The organism is Methylobacterium sp. WL64 (genome assembly GCF_008039945.1).
GTDB lineage: Bacteria > Pseudomonadota > Alphaproteobacteria > Rhizobiales > Beijerinckiaceae > Methylobacterium.
Genome location: NZ_VRVA01000112.1, coordinates 1 through 15528, shown reverse-complemented (window position 1 = coordinate 15528; position 15528 = coordinate 1). Strand labels below are relative to the sequence as shown.

Annotated in this window: 14 protein-coding genes; 4 read left to right on the top strand and 10 right to left on the bottom strand. The window is 72.6% G+C overall.

From position 1 onward, the window contains the following. The first annotated feature begins 329 nt into the window (after nucleotides 1-329). Nucleotides 330-1460, top strand: a complete 1131-nt coding sequence (locus FV242_RS27570; RefSeq protein ID WP_147941177.1) for an acyltransferase — start codon at nucleotides 330-332, stop codon at nucleotides 1458-1460. Here the strand turns inward: FV242_RS27570 and FV242_RS27565 are convergent. Beyond that, nucleotides 1447-2631 (bottom strand): endo-1,4-beta-xylanase, encoded by a 1185-nt coding sequence (locus FV242_RS27565; RefSeq protein ID WP_147941176.1) that lies wholly within the window; start codon nucleotides 2629-2631, stop codon nucleotides 1447-1449. The two genes, FV242_RS27570 and FV242_RS27565, sit on opposite strands and share 14 nt — an antisense overlap. Before the next feature lie 240 nt (nucleotides 2632-2871). Here FV242_RS27565 and FV242_RS27560 point away from each other — a divergent pair, with 240 nt between their 5' ends. After that, nucleotides 2872-3714, top strand: coding sequence for an SDR family NAD(P)-dependent oxidoreductase (locus FV242_RS27560; RefSeq protein ID WP_147941175.1), 843 nt, complete (start codon nucleotides 2872-2874; stop codon nucleotides 3712-3714). A 369-nt stretch (nucleotides 3715-4083) separates the two neighbouring features. Then, a complete protein-coding gene (locus FV242_RS27555; protein ID WP_147910259.1) occupies nucleotides 4084-4410 on the top strand; it encodes a hypothetical protein in 327 nt (108 codons plus the stop codon). 18 nt (nucleotides 4411-4428) lie between these two features. Here FV242_RS27555 and deoA read toward each other — a convergent pair whose 3' ends face one another. The 9 genes from deoA to FV242_RS27510 all read right to left on the bottom strand — a co-directional run bounded on the left by deoA (nucleotide 4429) and on the right by FV242_RS27510 (nucleotide 13358). Further along, nucleotides 4429-5727: a thymidine phosphorylase gene (deoA, locus tag FV242_RS27550; protein ID WP_147941174.1), complete on the bottom strand. Its 1299-nt coding sequence runs from the start codon at nucleotides 5725-5727 to the stop codon at nucleotides 4429-4431. Nucleotides 5728-5732: 5 nt separating this feature from the next. Further along, complete coding sequence (gene deoC, locus FV242_RS27545; RefSeq protein ID WP_147941173.1) at nucleotides 5733-6476, bottom strand: deoxyribose-phosphate aldolase; 744 nt, start codon at nucleotides 6474-6476, stop codon at nucleotides 5733-5735. Further along, nucleotides 6469-7293 carry a purine-nucleoside phosphorylase gene (locus FV242_RS27540; protein ID WP_147941172.1) on the bottom strand — a complete coding sequence of 275 codons (825 nt, stop codon included), beginning with the start codon at nucleotides 7291-7293 and terminating at the stop codon, nucleotides 6469-6471. The genes deoC and FV242_RS27540 overlap by 8 nt, the downstream gene beginning before the upstream one ends. Next, nucleotides 7286-7714, bottom strand: coding sequence for a cytidine deaminase (locus FV242_RS27535; RefSeq protein WP_147910263.1), 429 nt, complete (start codon nucleotides 7712-7714; stop codon nucleotides 7286-7288). The genes FV242_RS27540 and FV242_RS27535 overlap by 8 nt, the downstream gene beginning before the upstream one ends. Before the next feature lie 293 nt (nucleotides 7715-8007). Further along, the gene (locus tag FV242_RS27530; protein ID WP_147941171.1) at nucleotides 8008-8772 is read right to left on the bottom strand and encodes an anti-sigma factor; all 765 of its coding nucleotides are present in this window, start codon (nucleotides 8770-8772) and stop codon (nucleotides 8008-8010) included. A 93-nt stretch (nucleotides 8773-8865) separates the two neighbouring features. Beyond that, nucleotides 8866-9489: a sigma-70 family RNA polymerase sigma factor gene (locus FV242_RS27525; protein WP_147941170.1), complete on the bottom strand. Its 624-nt coding sequence runs from the start codon at nucleotides 9487-9489 to the stop codon at nucleotides 8866-8868. 58 nt (nucleotides 9490-9547) lie between these two features. After that, nucleotides 9548-10102, bottom strand: coding sequence for a glutathione peroxidase (locus FV242_RS27520; protein ID WP_147941169.1), 555 nt, complete (start codon nucleotides 10100-10102; stop codon nucleotides 9548-9550). 135 nt (nucleotides 10103-10237) lie between these two features. After that, nucleotides 10238-11929: a methyl-accepting chemotaxis protein gene (locus FV242_RS27515; RefSeq protein WP_147941168.1), complete on the bottom strand. Its 1692-nt coding sequence runs from the start codon at nucleotides 11927-11929 to the stop codon at nucleotides 10238-10240. A gap of 265 nt (nucleotides 11930-12194) precedes the next feature. After that, a complete protein-coding gene (locus FV242_RS27510; protein ID WP_147910267.1) occupies nucleotides 12195-13358 on the bottom strand; it encodes a patatin-like phospholipase family protein in 1164 nt (387 codons plus the stop codon). Nucleotides 13359-13706: 348 nt separating this feature from the next. Between FV242_RS27510 and ispG the strand changes: the two genes are divergently transcribed. Next, a complete protein-coding gene (ispG, locus tag FV242_RS27505; protein ID WP_147941167.1) occupies nucleotides 13707-15038 on the top strand; it encodes a flavodoxin-dependent (E)-4-hydroxy-3-methylbut-2-enyl-diphosphate synthase in 1332 nt (443 codons plus the stop codon). Nucleotides 15039-15528 lie beyond the last annotated feature (490 nt).

Below are 15528 nucleotides of genomic sequence, written 5' to 3'. Positions count from 1 at the left end.
GGTCCGGCCGGGGCCGGGGCGCCCTGCGCCAGCGCGGCCACGGGGCCGCCGAGCAGCGCCAGCACCGAGAGACCGGTGCCGAGGCGAGCGGGAAGGCGGAAACGGGTCGGGACCATACGCAACACTCCCGACGGCGCCCGGGACGGCGCGGTCGGGCGGGATGATGAAGCGGTACGGTTACCAATCTCCTCCGGTGAATCGCCCCTGGCGGCGGGGCCCGTTCACCATCCCCCGAGGGGGATCGCTTCCGGACCCGGGGGCGGATATCGATTCGCGTGGAAAAGGCGCACCCTGCCGGGCCGTGCCGTGAAGGACGATCAGCCGCCGCCATGCCGGAGTCCGGATCCCAGCGCACCGGGGATGTCCCGAGCACGATGCCCTACCTGCCCCAGCTCGACGGGGTGCGGGCGCTCGCGATCCTGATCGTGTTCGCGGCCCATTGCGGCTACAGCCACGTGGTGCCGGGGGGCTTCGGCGTCACGGTGTTCTTCTTCCTCAGCGGCTACCTGATCACGACGCTGCTGCGGATCGAGCGCGCGCGCGCCGGCGGGGTGTCGCTGTCGGCCTTCTACCTCCGGCGCAGCCTGCGGATCCTGCCGCCGCTCTACCTGACCCTGCTCGCCGCCGGGGCGCTCTACGCGGCGGGGCTCCTCGACTGGATGCCGGTCGCGCCGGCGGCCGTGCTCGGCCAGGTGCTGTTCCTGACCAACTATCCCGGCCTGTTCGGCACCGAGGCGGTGCTGCCGGTGCCGCTCTGGAGCCTCGCCATCGAGGAGCATTTCTATCTGGTCTTCCCCCTGGCCTACGCCCTGTGGCTCGGGCGCCTGCAACCGCGCCGGGCGGCGCTGGCCTGCCTGGGGCTCTGCGCGGCTGTGCTGGCGATCCGCTGCGTCAACGTCTGGCGGCTGCCCGATTACAGCCTGAACTATTCCTGGACCCACACCCGCATCGACGCGATCCTGTTCGGCTGCTGCCTCGGCCTGTGGAACAACCCGGTGATCCCGGGGGACCGCGCTTGGCGGCCTCAGGCCTGGCACGTCGCCGCGAGCCTCGGGGTGATCCTGCTGACCCTGGCCGTGCGCGATCCCGCCTTTCGCGAGACCCTGCGCTACACCCTCCAGAGCGCGGCACTGTTCGTGCCGTTCGCCTACCTGCTGCACGGCGAGGGCCGGGCGGTGCGGTGGCTCGCGGCCCGGCCGATGCGCCAGCTCGGCCTGTGGTCCTACAGTTTCTACCTGGCCCACATGGCCGTGGTGGCGGGGGTGCTGCACCAGGCGCCGGCCCTGCACGGGTTCTGGCTGATGCTGGCGGCCTTCCCGCCGACGCTGCTCTGGTGCTGGGCGATGTACGGGCTGGTCGAGCGCCCCTGCGCCCGCCTGCGCCGAAGGCTTCTGGCCGATCGCCCGCCGGAGCCGACCCTGTCGGAGGGCGGGCGTCGCACTCGCGTCACCCCCGCCTGAGTCTGTCGCGCGCGGCGGCATGGTCCGGGGCGGCCTGGAAGCTGTCCAGCATCGCGTGCCAGAGCGGCTTGCGCCGGAACTGCGCGTCGAGCGGCAGCGCCCGCTGGGGCAGGCCGTCCGGCCGCTTGCGGTTGGGGTGGTCGTTCAGCCACGTGTCGGGGTCGTAGATGTCCCAGGTGAGCACGTCGAGCAGGGCGGGCTCGGCCAGGACCACGTCGAGGTAGCGGCGGGCGAAATCCGCCACCCTGCGGTCGCGGGTCGCCACGTCGGACGGGAACGCCCTATCGTCGATGTCGAGCTCGGTGACCGCGATCCCCAATCCCATCTGGCCGATCTCGTGCAGGAAGCGCCGCAGCTGGCCCTGGTCGATCGGGACCGTGCTGGTGAGGTGCGATTGCAGGCCGAACCGCCGGATCGGCACGCCGCGCGACCGCATCGCCTCGAGCTGGCGCAGCACCTTGGTGCGCTTGGCCTCCATCCAGGGCGCGCCCTGCTCGACCGCGTCCTCGTTCCAGGTGCCGGCCGCGGCCGGGTCGGTCTCATGCAGGATCCGGAAGGCGCGGTCCACGTAGCCGGGCCCCATCGCGGCGAGCCAGGGGGACTCGCGCAGGCCCCCGCCCCGGTCGGGGTCGCCCTCGTTGCCCAGGATCTCGTTGACCACGTCCCAGGCGACGATCTGCCCCCGGTAATGGCCGGCCACGGTCTCGATCCAGCGCCGCATGAAATCCTCGGCCTGGACGGGGCTCGCCCGGCCGAGCAACGGCGCGACCCAGGGGGGCAGGGCCGCGTGCCAGACCAGGGTGTGCCCGCGCATCCGCTGGCCGTTGGCCCGCGCGAAGCGCAGGATCGCGTCGCCGCGGGCGAAATCGGTGCGCCCGGGGGCGGGCAGCACCTCCTCCATCTTCATCTCGGTGCCGCAGACCAGGATCCCGCACTCCCGGGCAACCGCCTGCCGGTACGCCGGGGTCGATTCGAACCGGTGGAACGGCACCTCGCAGCCATACGTCAGCCCTTTGGCGGCGGCGGCCGCCTGGAGGCTGTCGGCCGACCAGGACGGCCTGCCGAGGGGCCCGAAACCGGACGGCGCGGCCCGCGCCATTGTGGCGAGGCCGGCGCAGGCGGACCCCGCAAGGAGCGCGCGGCGGCTCGGCGGGCCGGAGGGTGGGGTCATGCCGGGTTCTCGGTTGGGGGTACGACACCCCGTCAGTCGGGGCGCCGCAGGCGAGCCCGGAATGACACGGTGGGTGAGCCTGCGCCGCGGGCATTATCAACGCCCGGAGGAATAACATCTCTTCATCCGATCGCCCTGGTCGGCAAGGGCGCCGGCAACGGACCGATCGCACCTTTTCCAACTCGCCTTCGGGCCCGACTCGCCCCATCTTCGGGGCGCCATCCAGCCGAGGACCGACCCATGAGCCAGCATCCCGCCATCAGCCCAGGGCGCAGCGCGGTCGTCACCGGGGCGGCGAGCGGCATCGGGCTCGCGGCGGCCAAAGCCTTCGCTCGGGCCGGCATGAACGTCTGGCTCGCCGACCTGCCCGGCCAAGCCCTCGACGACGCCCGCCGCGCCGTGGCCGAGCTCGCCGCCGTCGAGGTCCGGGCCTTGCCCACCGACGTCTCGGACCGGGAGGCCGTGGAGGCCCTGGCGGCCCATGTCGCCAAGGCCGCCCCCCCGGCCGTGGTGATGCTGAACGCCGGGATCGAGGCCGGCGGAACGCTGTTCTCCGACGCCGAAACCTGGACCCGGATCCTCGCCACCAACCTCGGGGGCGTGGTCAACGGCATCCACGCCTTCGCGCCCGGCATGATCGCGGGCGGCCAGCCCGGTGCGGTGATCGTCACCGGCTCCAAGCAGGGCATCACCACGCCGCCCGGCAACGCGCCCTACAACGTCTCCAAGGCAGCCGTGAAGGCGGCCACCGAGGCGCTGGCCCACGAGCTGCGCACCCGCGAGGGGTGCCGAACCACCGCGCACCTGCTGATCCCGGGCTTCGTCTATACCGGCCTAACCAAGGCCCGCGGCGTCGCCGAGAAGCCGCCCGGCGCCTGGACGCCGGAAGAGACCGTCGCCTTCATGCTGGAGCGGCTGGAGGCGGGCGATTTCTACATCCTCTGCCCCGACAACGAGACCACGAGGGCGCAGGACGAGAAGCGCATCGCCTGGGCGGCCGGCGACATCATCGAGAACCGGCCGGCGCTCTCGCGCTGGCATCCAGATTTCTCGGAGGCGTTCAAGCGGTCCATGGCGGAGTGATCGCCACCGTCGTTGCGGACGCAGCGAAACGACCCGGGGCTCCGCGACGCAGGGCGCTGTCGCGCGCGAACGGACCCAGAAGCGTCCTGAACATTCGTTCCGGGGCGCGCGGATGCGCCGGTCGTTGCATCCCCCACGCCGGTTCGATCGAGGGGGGACGCTGCGCCGCGCTGAGCCCCGGGTCGCTTGGCGGCTCTTGCGGTGGCGGCTTGGGCCCGGGGATCCGGACACGTGCCGCCAGCCTACGGAAACCGCCCGGACCTGAACAACGCCTGAGGGACGAAGTCACGTCTCCGTCAACTTATAAGCGTCACACCTGAGGCACGGCCGGTCGCGGCATCGCGGCCGGCGAGGCACAGGAGGACATCGATGTTCACCAAGACCGCACGCCTACGCTTGGCGGCCGCCGCACTGGCACTCGGGGGGATCGCCCTCGGAGCCCCCGCGATGGCCGCGCCGCTCGGCCTCGACACCGGCCTGCACCAGGGCGCCGGCGACATCGTGGATGTCCAATACGGCTACGGGTACGGCCATCGCCACGGCTTCGGCCCGCGTCACGGCTTCGGACCGGGCTTCCGCGGCCACCACCACCACGGCTGGGGGCGCGGCCACCATCGCGGCTGGGGCCATCGCGGCGGCTACGGTCATCACCGCCACGGCGGCTGGGGCCACCGTCACGGCCACGGCCGCTGGTGAGGCCGGCGGGGCCGGAGCCTATCCGGCCCCGACCCGCTCGATGATCGCCGGCCGGCCGGGGGGCGCCGCGCCGATCCGGTAGGCCGCCCGCAGGGCCGCCTCGGCGCGGTCGGCGGCGGCCGCGTCGGCCGCGTGCACGATCCCCAGCAGGCCGGTCGCGTCGCCGGGACCTGCGAGGTCGGTGAAGCCGACCCGCGGGTCGATCGCGTCCTCGGGCCGGGTCCGTCCACCGCCGAGCCCGATCACCGCCAGACCGATCGCCCGGGTATCGATGGCGGCGACGGCCCCGTCCTGGCGGACCGCCCGCTGCACCGGCGCGGCCGGCAGGTGTCGCGCCGGGGCCTTCAGCAGATCGCCGGGGCCGCCGAGCGCGGCGACCATGTCACAAAAGATCTCGGCTGCCCGGCCGGAGGCCAGCACCGCCTCCAGGCGCCTGGCCGCCGCGTCCCGGTCCGGCGCGAGACCGCCGATCACCAGCATCTCGGCCGTGAGCGCCAACGTGACCGCGTGGAAGCGCGGCTCGCGGCGCGCGCCCGTCAGGTAGTCGATCGCGTAGGCGACCTCGACGGCGTTGCCGGCGGCGCTGGCGAGCGGCGCGTCCATGTCGGTGATCAGCGCGGCGGTGCGCAATCCGGCGCCCTCGGCCACCGTGACGATGCTCTCGGCCAGGGCCCGGGCTTCGTCCAAGCCCGTCATGAAGGCGCCGGAGCCCTGCTTGACGTCCATCACCAGCCCGTCGAGCCCGGCGGCGAGCTTCTTCGACAAGATCGAGGCGGTGATCAGGTCGAGGGATTCCACCGTGCCGGTGACGTCGCGGATCGCGTAGAGGCGCCGGTCGGCCGGGGCCAGCTCGGCGGTCTGGCCGATGATCGCGCAGCCGACCTGGCCGACCACCCGGCGGAAGTTGTCGAGCCCCGGCGTGGCGTCGTAGCCCGGGATGCTGGCGAGTTTGTCCAGCGTTCCGCCGGTATGGCCGAGGCCGCGGCCCGAGATCATCGGCACGTAGCCGCCGCAGGCCGCCACCATCGGGGCGAGGGCCAGGCTCACCGTGTCGCCGATGCCACCGGTGGAGTGCTTGTCGAGCACCGGACCCGGCAGGTCCCAGGCGAGCACCTGGCCGGATCCGGCCATCGCCCGGGTCAACGCCACCCGCTCCGGCAGCGCCAGGCCGCGGAAGAACACCGCCATGGCGAAGGCCGCCGCCTGCCCCTCGCCGACCGCGCCGTCGGTGAGGCCCCGGACGAAGGCCGCGATCTCCTCCGGATCGAGGGCCAGGCCGTCCCGCTTGGCCCGGATGGTTTCTTGCGGCAGGCGCATCGGTTTCACGAGTCCCGCGCCTGGATCAGCGCCCCGAACAGACTGCTCGCCCCGAGCCTGAAGGTCTTCGGGCTCACCCAGTCCGGCCCCATGATCCGGTCGGCGAGGGCCAGATAGGCGCCGGCATCGGCGACGCTGCGCAGTCCGCCGGAGATCTTGAGGCCCGCCGTACGGCCGCCATCCCGGCCCCTGGCTCGGATCTCGGCCAGCATCGCCTCGGCGGCCTCCGGGGTCGCCGAGACCGGGCTCTTGCCCGTGGAGGTCTTGAGGAAGTCGGCGCCCGCCTCCAGCGCCAGCCGCCCGGCGCGCCGGATCGCCTCGGGCTCGGCAATCTCGCCGGTCTCGAGGATCACCTTCAGCACGGCGGCCCCGCAGGTGTCGCGCACAACCTCGACCATGTCGCGGGCGGTGGCGGCGTCGCCGCGCAGGACGGCGCGGTAGGGCAGGACGAGGTCGATCTCGTCGGCGCCGTCGCGCAGGGCCTCGGCGGTGTCGTCGGTCGCCCGGGCACAATCCTCGCCGCCGGCCGGGAAGTTGATCACCGTGGCGACCCGGATGCCGCTGCCCTTGAGCGCCCGCGCGCCCTGCGCCACGAAATGCGGCCAGACGCAGATCGCCGCGACGCCGCCGCGGCGCGCATCCCGGCAGAGCGCGTCGATCTTCGGCTCGGTGCAGGTCTCGGTCAGGTCCGTGAGGTCGAGGAGCGGCAGCGCCCGGCGGGCGACCGCACCGGCATCCGGGTCATCCATGGTCGGTCTCCTGAGCCGGCAGGCCTGCGGCGAAGGCCCGGACCAGGCGGCCGAGATCCTCGGCGGCCCGGGCCGCCACCGCCTTTGTCTCGGCGTGATGAGGCGCGCCCCCGGCGATCCCGGCGGCGAGGTTGGTCACCACCGACACGGCCGCCACCGGCAGGCCGAGGAAGCGGGCGAGGATCACCTCGGGCACGGTGGACATGCCCACGAGGTCGGCCCCGAGGATGCCGGCCATCCGGACCTCGGCCGGGGTCTCGAAGCTCGGGCCGGAGAACCACGCGTAGACGCCCTCACCGAGGGGCACGCCGCAGGCCCCCGCCGCGGCCCGGAGGCGCACGCGCAGGTCGAGATCGTAGGCGTCGGTCATCGGCACGAAGCGGGCGTCGCTCGCCTCGCCGATCAGCGGGTTCATGCCCGACAGGTTGATGTGGTCCTGGAGCAGGACCAGGCTGCCGGGGCCGGTCTCCGGCCGCAGGGACCCGGAGGCGTTGGTCAGCAGCAGGCGCCGCGCCCCGAGGCCGGCCGCGCAGGCGAGCGGCACCCGCATCGCCGCCGCGTCGCCCCGCTCGTAGGCATGGGCCCGGCCCTCGAACACCAGCACGGGGCGCCCGGCCAGGCGCCCGCGATGCAGCCGGCCGCCATGGCCGCTGACGCCGGCCCCGGGGAAACCCGGGACCGCCGCGTAATCCAGCGCATGCACGTCTTCCAGGTCGGCCGCGATCCCGCCGAGTCCGGTGCCGGTGACGATCGCGCAGGCATAGCCGCCGCCGAAGCCGGCGGCCCGCAGCGCGGCGAGGGCGGCGGCCTCAGTCACCCAGCGTCTCCGGCCCGAACGATTCGGGCAGCAACTCCGCCAGCGTGAAGGTTCTCGCGACGCGCTCCGGCCCGGCCGCATGGATCTGCGTGTCCGGCCCGGCGAATTCGCGGATGCGCTGGCGGCAGGCGCCGCAGGGCGTCACCAGGCCCGCACCGTCGCCGCAGACCAGGATCGCGGCGATGCGCCGGCCGCCGCCCGCGATCATCGCGGCGATCGCCCCGGCCTCCGCGCAGGTCCCGACCGGATAGGCCGCGTTCTCGACGTTGCAGCCGGCATGGATCGCCCCGCGCTCGTCCCGAAGCGCCGCCCCGACCCGGAACCGGGAATAGGGCGCATGCGCCCGCTCGCGCACCGCCCGGGCGGCCTCGAACAGGGCTGTCAGCCCCTCATCCCGTTGCGCTGAATCGGCGGCCTGCATGGCCGATCTTTGGCACCCGGCGGGGCGGGCTGTCGAGGGGTGGCGCGCGCCCACGTGGATCGGATCGTCGTCTTCGCGACGCGCCCTGTGCCGGTGCGTCGCTCCCGGCCCAGATCACGCCCGGCCGGCTGCCCCGCCCGTTCCCGCATACCGGGAACCTCAGTGGGCAGTGATCGCGGACCCAGCCGAGACAGCGCTGCACGTCGTCCCGCAAAGGACCCGGGTCGCCTTCCGCCGGCGCTGCATGCGCCGGAGAAAGGGGCAGCTGTCCGCCAAACCCCGTTCCGCTCGCCTCAGTGCGCCGCCGCGCCGGCCCCCAGCATCCCGGCGGCCTGCCGCAGGACCGCGTCGTCCTGCGGGCCACTCAGCGCGTAGGCGGTGTCGCCGGCATTCCAGGACAGGAGCGTGCCGTCGTCGGAGCCGGTGAGCGCCGCCGGGCCGCCGCGCAGGCCGCGGGTGGCGAACAGCGAGGCCTCACCCATCGGGCCGGCCTCGAAGGCGATCTCGATCCCGGTGCCGTGGCGGCCGGGGAAGATCTGGATGTCGCGCACCTGCCAGCCGGCCGGGAGCGGCGGCAGATCGATGCCGGTGACCGATTGGAGGCGGGTGCGATCGTAGACCGGGTGCTCGCCCTGGCTGGAGATGCTCTTGCGGAGCTGCGCCACGGCGCGGGCCTGGCGGGCATCGGCGATCAGGGCCGGATCGGGGGTCGCGGCCAGCGTGTCGGGCACGCCGAACCGGCCGATCTCGTCGTGGGCCAGCCAGCCCGCGCCGACCAGGACCACGATGGCTGCGGCGCGCTTGAGCCGCGCGCCGACCCGGCGCCAGCGCTGGTTGCGGTCGAAGCGGCGCGCCAGGACGAGGGTGCGGTCGGGCCCCGGCCCGGGCATGCGCGCGAAGGCGGCCCGGAGGGCGTCGCGGTCGTGCAGGTCGGCCATCACCTGGGCGGCGGCCCCGGGATGGGCAGCCAGATGCCCCTCGACGTCGAGACGGCGCATCGGGTCGATCTGCCCGTCGACGAAAGCGATGAGATCGTCGTCTGTTATCGGATCCATCATCGGTGAAGTCCTCGGTTCCAGCGTGCCGCCGGGGCGGATCCGCCGGTCGTCATCATCTCTGTTCCGGCCCTGCCGCGGTCCGGGTCGAATGCCTCAGGCATCCCCGGCGGCGCGCTTCATGGGCGGCCGGTCCCGGGCCCCGTCGGAGGCGACGAGGCGCAGGCCCGGGAAGGTGCCGCGCCGGACAACCGAACTGTCGGATTCGGGCTCGGCCTCGTTCGCGCTCCGGCCGCCATCCTCGAAGGCACGCAACGCCGCCCGGCCGCGGCCGAGGCGGGACATCAGCGTGCCGATCGGGATCCCCAGCACCGCGGCGGCATCGGCATAGGCCATGCCCTCCAGGGTCACGAGGTGGAGGGCGGCGCGCTGCTCCTCCGGCAGGGTCAGGAAGGCCTGCCGGATCTGGGCCAGGCGGACGCGGCCCTCCTGGGCGGGGGGCGCCATGTCCTCGCTCATCCGCACGAGTGCGTCGGCGTGCCGCGCCTCGACCTGACGGCGGCGCTGCTCGTCGATGAAGGCGTTGTGCAGCACCGTCATCATCCAGGTGCGCAGGTTGGTGTTGGGGCGCAGGGACCCCTGCATCTCCAGGGCGCGCACCAGGGTATCGTGCACGAGGTCGTCCGCCCGCAGCGCGTCGCGGGTCAGCGAACGGGCGTAGCGCCGCAGGGGCACCAGCAGGTCGACGATGTCCGGATGCTTGAGCTTGTCTGACGCCATAGGGGGTGAACGCGGGGCCCCGGGCGTTTAATCCCGGGTGTCTAATCCCCGGCGCCGATCAGGCCTGATCGAGGGTGGCGGCGATGCCCGAGACGAGGCGCGGGTCGGTGGGCTCCACCTGGGTGGCGAAGGCGGCAGCCAGGGATCCGTCGCGGGCGATCAGGTACTTGTGGAAGTTCCAGCGCGGGGTCTCGCCCGGCCGCTCCGCCGCCGCCCATTGGTAGAACGGGTGGGCGCCCGGCATCTTCACCCGGGTCTTGGCGGTCAGCGGGAAGGTCACGCCGTGATTCTTCCGCGCGGCCTCCGCGATGGCCGGGCCGTCGAGCGGCTCCTGGTTCCCGAAATCCGGCGACGGCACGCCGATCACCGTGAGGCCCCGGTCGCCGAAGCGGGTCCACAGGGTCTGGAGCCCGGCGAGCTGGCCGGCATAGCCGCAGGCCGTGGCGGTGTTGACCACCAGGATCGGCCGGCCGGCATAGGCCGAGAGCGGCATGGCGCCGCCCTCCGGATGCTCGAAGGCGAAGTCGCCCGCCCGCCCGGACGGCGCGGCCCGGGCGGCACCGGCAAACCCGGCGCCCAGCAGGATCAGGGTCTCGCGGCGCAACATCGTCATGGCGGCCTCGCACGGTCACGGGCACTCGCACGCCCACACGGAACCTAGCGCGCGTCGGGCAGATCCCAACGACCGGGATCCCGAAGGGCCTGCGGCCCTTTGGCGGGGTTCGGGGCGCGCAGCCCCGCGCTTCGCCTACGCGGCCCGCACCGTGTCGAGGAAGCGGTGGACCTCGGCGTCCAGCCGCTCCGCCTGGACCGACAGTTCGGAGGCCGAGCCGAGCACCTGCACGGCGGCGGCTCCGGCGCCCTCGGCGGCACTGGCGACCCCGGCGATGTTGGCTGTGACCTCGCCGGCCCCGGTCGCGGCCTGGCCGACGTTCCGGACGATCTCCTGGGTGGCCGAGCCCTGCTCCTCGATCGCCGCGGCGATGCCGGTGGACAGCCCGCTCATCTCGGTGATGCGGCCGACGATGATCCCGATCGCGTCCACGGTCTCCCCGGTCCAGGACTGGATCTCGCCGACCTGCCGGGCGATCTCGCCGGTGGCCCTGGCGGTCTGGCCGGCCAGCTCCTTCACCTCCGTGGCGACCACCGCGAAGCCGCGCCCCGCCTCGCCGGCCCGCGCGGCCTCGATCGTGGCGTTGAGCGCCAGCAGGTTGGTCTGGCCGGCGATGCCGCTGATCAGGTCGACCACGGCGCCGATCTTCACGGCCCCGTCGCGCAGGTTGCGCACGAGGTCCGCGGATTTCCCGGCTTCCAGCACGGCGGCGTCGGCGAGGTCGGCCGAGGCCTGCACCTGCCGGCCGATTTCGTTGACGGAGACCCCGAGTTCCTCGGCCGCCGCCGCCACGGTGTTGACGTTGGAGGCCGCCTGCTCGGCCGCCGTCGCCACGGTGGTCGACTGGCTGGCGGTCTCGGCCGCCACGGCGCTCATGTGCTCGGCGGTGGATTTCAGGTTCGCCGCGGCGGTGGCGACCGCGCGGATGATGCCGCCGACGGCGCCCTCGAAGCTGGCGGCCAGATCGCGCATCGCCGTCTTGCGCTGTGCCTCCTGGCCGATCCGGGCCTTGGCGGCCTCCGCCTCCAGCACCTTCGTGCGGGCGAGCCCGTCGCGGAACACCTGCACGGCGCCGGCCATCGCGCCGATCTCGTCGCGGCGGCCGACGCCGGGGATCTCCACGGTGAGGTCGTCGGCGGCGAGCCGGGTCATGGTCTGGGTCATCCGGTTGATCGGCTTGCCGATGCCGTGATTCAGGAGCAGCGACCCGACTAGGGCGGTGATCACCACCGCGCCGAGGCCGATCAGGTTGGCCATCCGCGACGCCGAGACGGCCGCGGCCGAGGCGGCGCTCCGGTCCTTCAGCAGATCCTGCTCGACCTGCGCGATCTCGGCCGCCTTGGCGCGCACGGCGTCCATCGTGGCCTTGCCGACGCCCGAACCTTCGAGCCGGCGCGCGTCCTCGCGGGTCGCCGGGTCCGTCATCAAGCTGAGTTCGCGGTCCGCCACCGCGCCGCTCCAGCGCTCGGTCAGGGCTTTCAGCTCCAGGAGGCGTCCGGGCTGCGTGGGATTGTTGGCGGTGAGCTTGCGCGCCGCGTCCCAGGAGGCCGCGAACGCCTTCCGCCCGGCCTGCTCGGGTTCGAGGAAGCGCGGCTCGGCGGAGATCAGGTAGCCCCGCAGGGCGGTCTCCCGGTCGACCATCGCGACCACCATCCGGTCGACCTCGGCCAGCACCTCATGGGTGTGGACGGTCCAGGCCTCGGTCTCCTCGATCAACCCGATATTGCGGAGCGAGACCACCGAGACGGCGACGGTGATCGCCAGCATCAGGGCCATGACCAGCGCGATCTTCACGCCGGTCCTGAGATCGATCAGGCGAAAACCCATGGGCCGTCCTTCAGGGCAGAATCACCGGGCCCACTCGGCCTGCGGTCGACGCGCCGGGATACTACATCTCCGTGAAATATCTCTTACGCCGCACAAATTTTATTAAGAAGCGACACTTAGCCGGATACTATACTCTACAAATTGAAACGTATTCCATGAAACCACGTTCAATCGTGTCGATATGACTACGCAAACGATTGTGCGCTGTACGGGTCTTGCCTCCCGCTCGCCTCCCTCTTGCCGCGCTCGACCAATTTTGCCCCGTCTATTGATACGCGTCCCGCAGGTTCAGGGTGCAGGCGTGGCCGATGGTTCCGTAGGTCTCGGCGAGCCAGGCCCGGGCGGCGCCGCGGCCCTTGTCGCGCAGGCGCTTGAACACGGTCCAGCGCGCGTCGAGCTTGGAGGCGGCGTTGTAATCCTCGAGCGCATCGGTGCCGTCGATCCGGTGCACCAGGACCCGCTGGTAGCCGCCCTGGCCCAGGGTGCCGTCCTCGATCAGGCCGTCGAGGAAGTCGATCGCCCGCAATTCCCGCATCAGGTTGGCGTTGAAGGTGATCTCGTTGAGCCGGTCGCGGATCTCACGCTCCGTGCGCGGGGTCTCGCGCCGCTCGACAGGGTTGATCTGGACCAGCACGATGTCGCGGGTCCGGGCGCCCCGGTGCAGCGGGTAGAGCGGCGGGTTGCCGAGATAGCCGCCGTCCCAATAGGGCACGCCGTCGATCTGGACCGCCTGGAAGACCGTCGGCAGGCAGGCCGAGGCCATCAGGTGGTCGACGGTCAGGCGCTCGCGCTCGAACACCGCGAGCTTGCCGGTCCAGACATTGGTGGCCGAGACGAACAGGCCGGCGGTCTCGGACTCCCGCAGGCGCTCGAAATCCACCTGCGCGGCCAGCGCCTTGCGCAGCGGGTTGATGTTGAGCGGGTTCGACACGTAGGGGCTCGGCGAGAGCATCTTCGACCAGAACTCGGCCACCGGGTTGCCCTTCCACAGGCTGAACAGCCCGCTGACGACGTTGCGCTGGGCCGGGCCGAGGTCACCGTCGAGGCTGACCTCGCGCCAGAACCGCTCGAGCCCCTCCCGGGCGCCGTCCGGGCCGCCCTTCAGCCAGCCGTCGACCATCACGACGGCGTTCATCGCCCCGGCGCTCGCCCCGGTCAGCGCCTCGAAGGCCAGGCGGCCGTCCTCGATCAGGGCATCGAGCACGCCCCAGGTGAAGGCCCCGTGGGCGCCGCCGCCCTGCAGGGCCAGGGCGACCGGCTTCTCGGCCCGGGGCCCCGCCAGGATCCGGTTCGGCGGGTGGGCGGGTGTGGGCTCGATCCCGTCCGAGACAGGGATTCCGGACGAACGGTCGGGCAACATGTCCGGCACGGTTTCCGGGACGGCAGTCACCGGGTTGTGCGGCTCACCGCCGTGGGGATGCTCGCGCATGTCGGCCTCTAATCAGGGCTTCCTACATGGGATGGTGCAGTGCAACATCAACCATGCCCGGGGCTGGCGGCGCGGCGCCGGACGGCGCGCGGCGCGCGATTCCGGCAACAGGGGCGGACGAAAACCGGTGTCGGCCGCGCGGCAAACTCGACATCCGCATCCGGATACGACATGACAGCCGCGATGCTGTCATGCGTGGCGTCTGCTTGACGCCGCGCGGCGTCGTCCGCAGCTAACGGCGGTCGGCCCGCAGCCCCGAAGCTCCGGCGAGGCGCGCGCCGCGAGATGCCCGGCCAGCCCGTTCAAGGCTCCGGCGCTCCGCACAGTGCGCGCACGCGAAGGTCCACGATGGAAGTCATGGAAGCCATCCGCTCCGAAAATCCCGCCGAGACCGCCCTGGCCAGCGGGGGTCCGGAGATCGCCGGCCCCGCGCCGCGCCACCGCACGGTGGGCGTCACGGTCGGCACGGGCGAAGGCGCGGTCACGGTCGGCGGCGGCGCCCCGATCGTCGTGCAGTCGATGACCAACACCGACACCGCCGACATCGACGGCACGGTGGCGCAGGTCGCCCAGCTCGCCCGGGTCGGCTCGGAGCTGGTCCGCATCACCGTCGACCGGGACGAGGCGGCGGCCGCGGTGCCGAAGATCCGTGAGCGGCTCGACCGGATCGGCGTCCACGTGCCGCTGATCGGCGACTTCCACTACATCGGCCACAAGCTTCTGGCCGACCATCCGGCCTGCGCCGAGGCCCTGGCGAAGTACCGGATCAACCCCGGCAACGTCGGGTTCAAGGATAAGAAGGACACCCAGTTCTCATCGATCATCGAGCAGGCGATCAAGTACGGCAAGACCGTCCGGATCGGCGCCAACTGGGGCTCGCTCGACGGCGAGCTGCTCACCCACCTGATGGACGAGAACGCCAAGCTGCCGCGGCCGATCGATGCCCGCGCGGTGATGCGGGAGGCGATGGTGCGCTCGGCGATCGGCTCGGCCGACCGGGCGGTGGAACTCGGCCTGCCGCAGAACAAGATCATCCTGTCGGCCAAGGTCTCGGCGGTGCAGGACCTGATCGCGGTCTACCGCGAGGTGGCGCGCCGCTCGGATTACGCGATCCACCTGGGCCTCACCGAGGCCGGCATGGGCTCCAAGGGCCTGGTCGCGGCCTCGGCGGCGATCGGCGTGCTGCTCCAGGAGGGGATCGGCGACACGATCCGCTACTCGCTCACCCCGGAGCCCGGCGGCGACCGGAGCGTGGAGGTCAAGGCGAGCCAGGAATTGCTGCAGACCATGGGCTTCCGCACCTTCGTGCCGATGGTTGCGGCCTGCCCGGGCTGCGGCCGCACCACCTCGACCACCTTCCAGGAGCTGGCCCGCGACATCCAGAACTGGATCGTCACCTCCATGCCGGAATGGAAGAAGACCTATCCGGGGGTCGAGGGCCTGAACGTCGCCGTGATGGGCTGCATCGTCAACGGTCCGGGCGAATCGAAGCACGCCGATATCGGCATCTCGCTCCCCGGCACCGGCGAGACCCCGACCGCGCCGGTGTTCATCGACGGCAAGAAGGCGATGACGCTGCGCGGCGCCACGCTGGCCAAGGATTTCGAGACGGTCGTGATCGACTACATCGAGCGCCGGTTCGGCCAGCAGGGCGGCGATACCCGCACCGCGGCCGAATAGGCCGGGTCGCGGAACGGCGCCGGACGAATCACCCTGTCGTCCGGGGGCCGTGCAGCGGAGCCCGGGCTCCGGAACCGCAGCAGGGCCGAATCCGGCCCCGTCGGCGGCTCTGGGTTCCGGGCCCGCCCGCGGCGCCCCGGAATGACGAGGCGGGCGACCGGTCGCGTGAGGGCGCTCCCGAAGCGAACGTTCCCCCTACCGCCGCTCCCCGCTCCCACCCGCAGCCTGATCTTCGCACGGCCCCCCGGTTCCCGGCCGCCTGAGGCCGTGATAGCAAGGCCGCACGATCCCGTGAGTGGTCGGCCTGGTGGCCGGCCCGCGTGGTTCGGCGGAGTTTTCGCGTCCTCCTGCCCGGCCTCCGGGCCCCCATGAGCCGACCCGCGAAACGCCGGCCACGCCCGAGCCTCCGACAATCCGCATGAGCCAGACCTTCGCACCCGGCGTAGCAGCCCAGCCCGCGCCCGCGGCGTCTGACGCCGCGCCCCCGTCA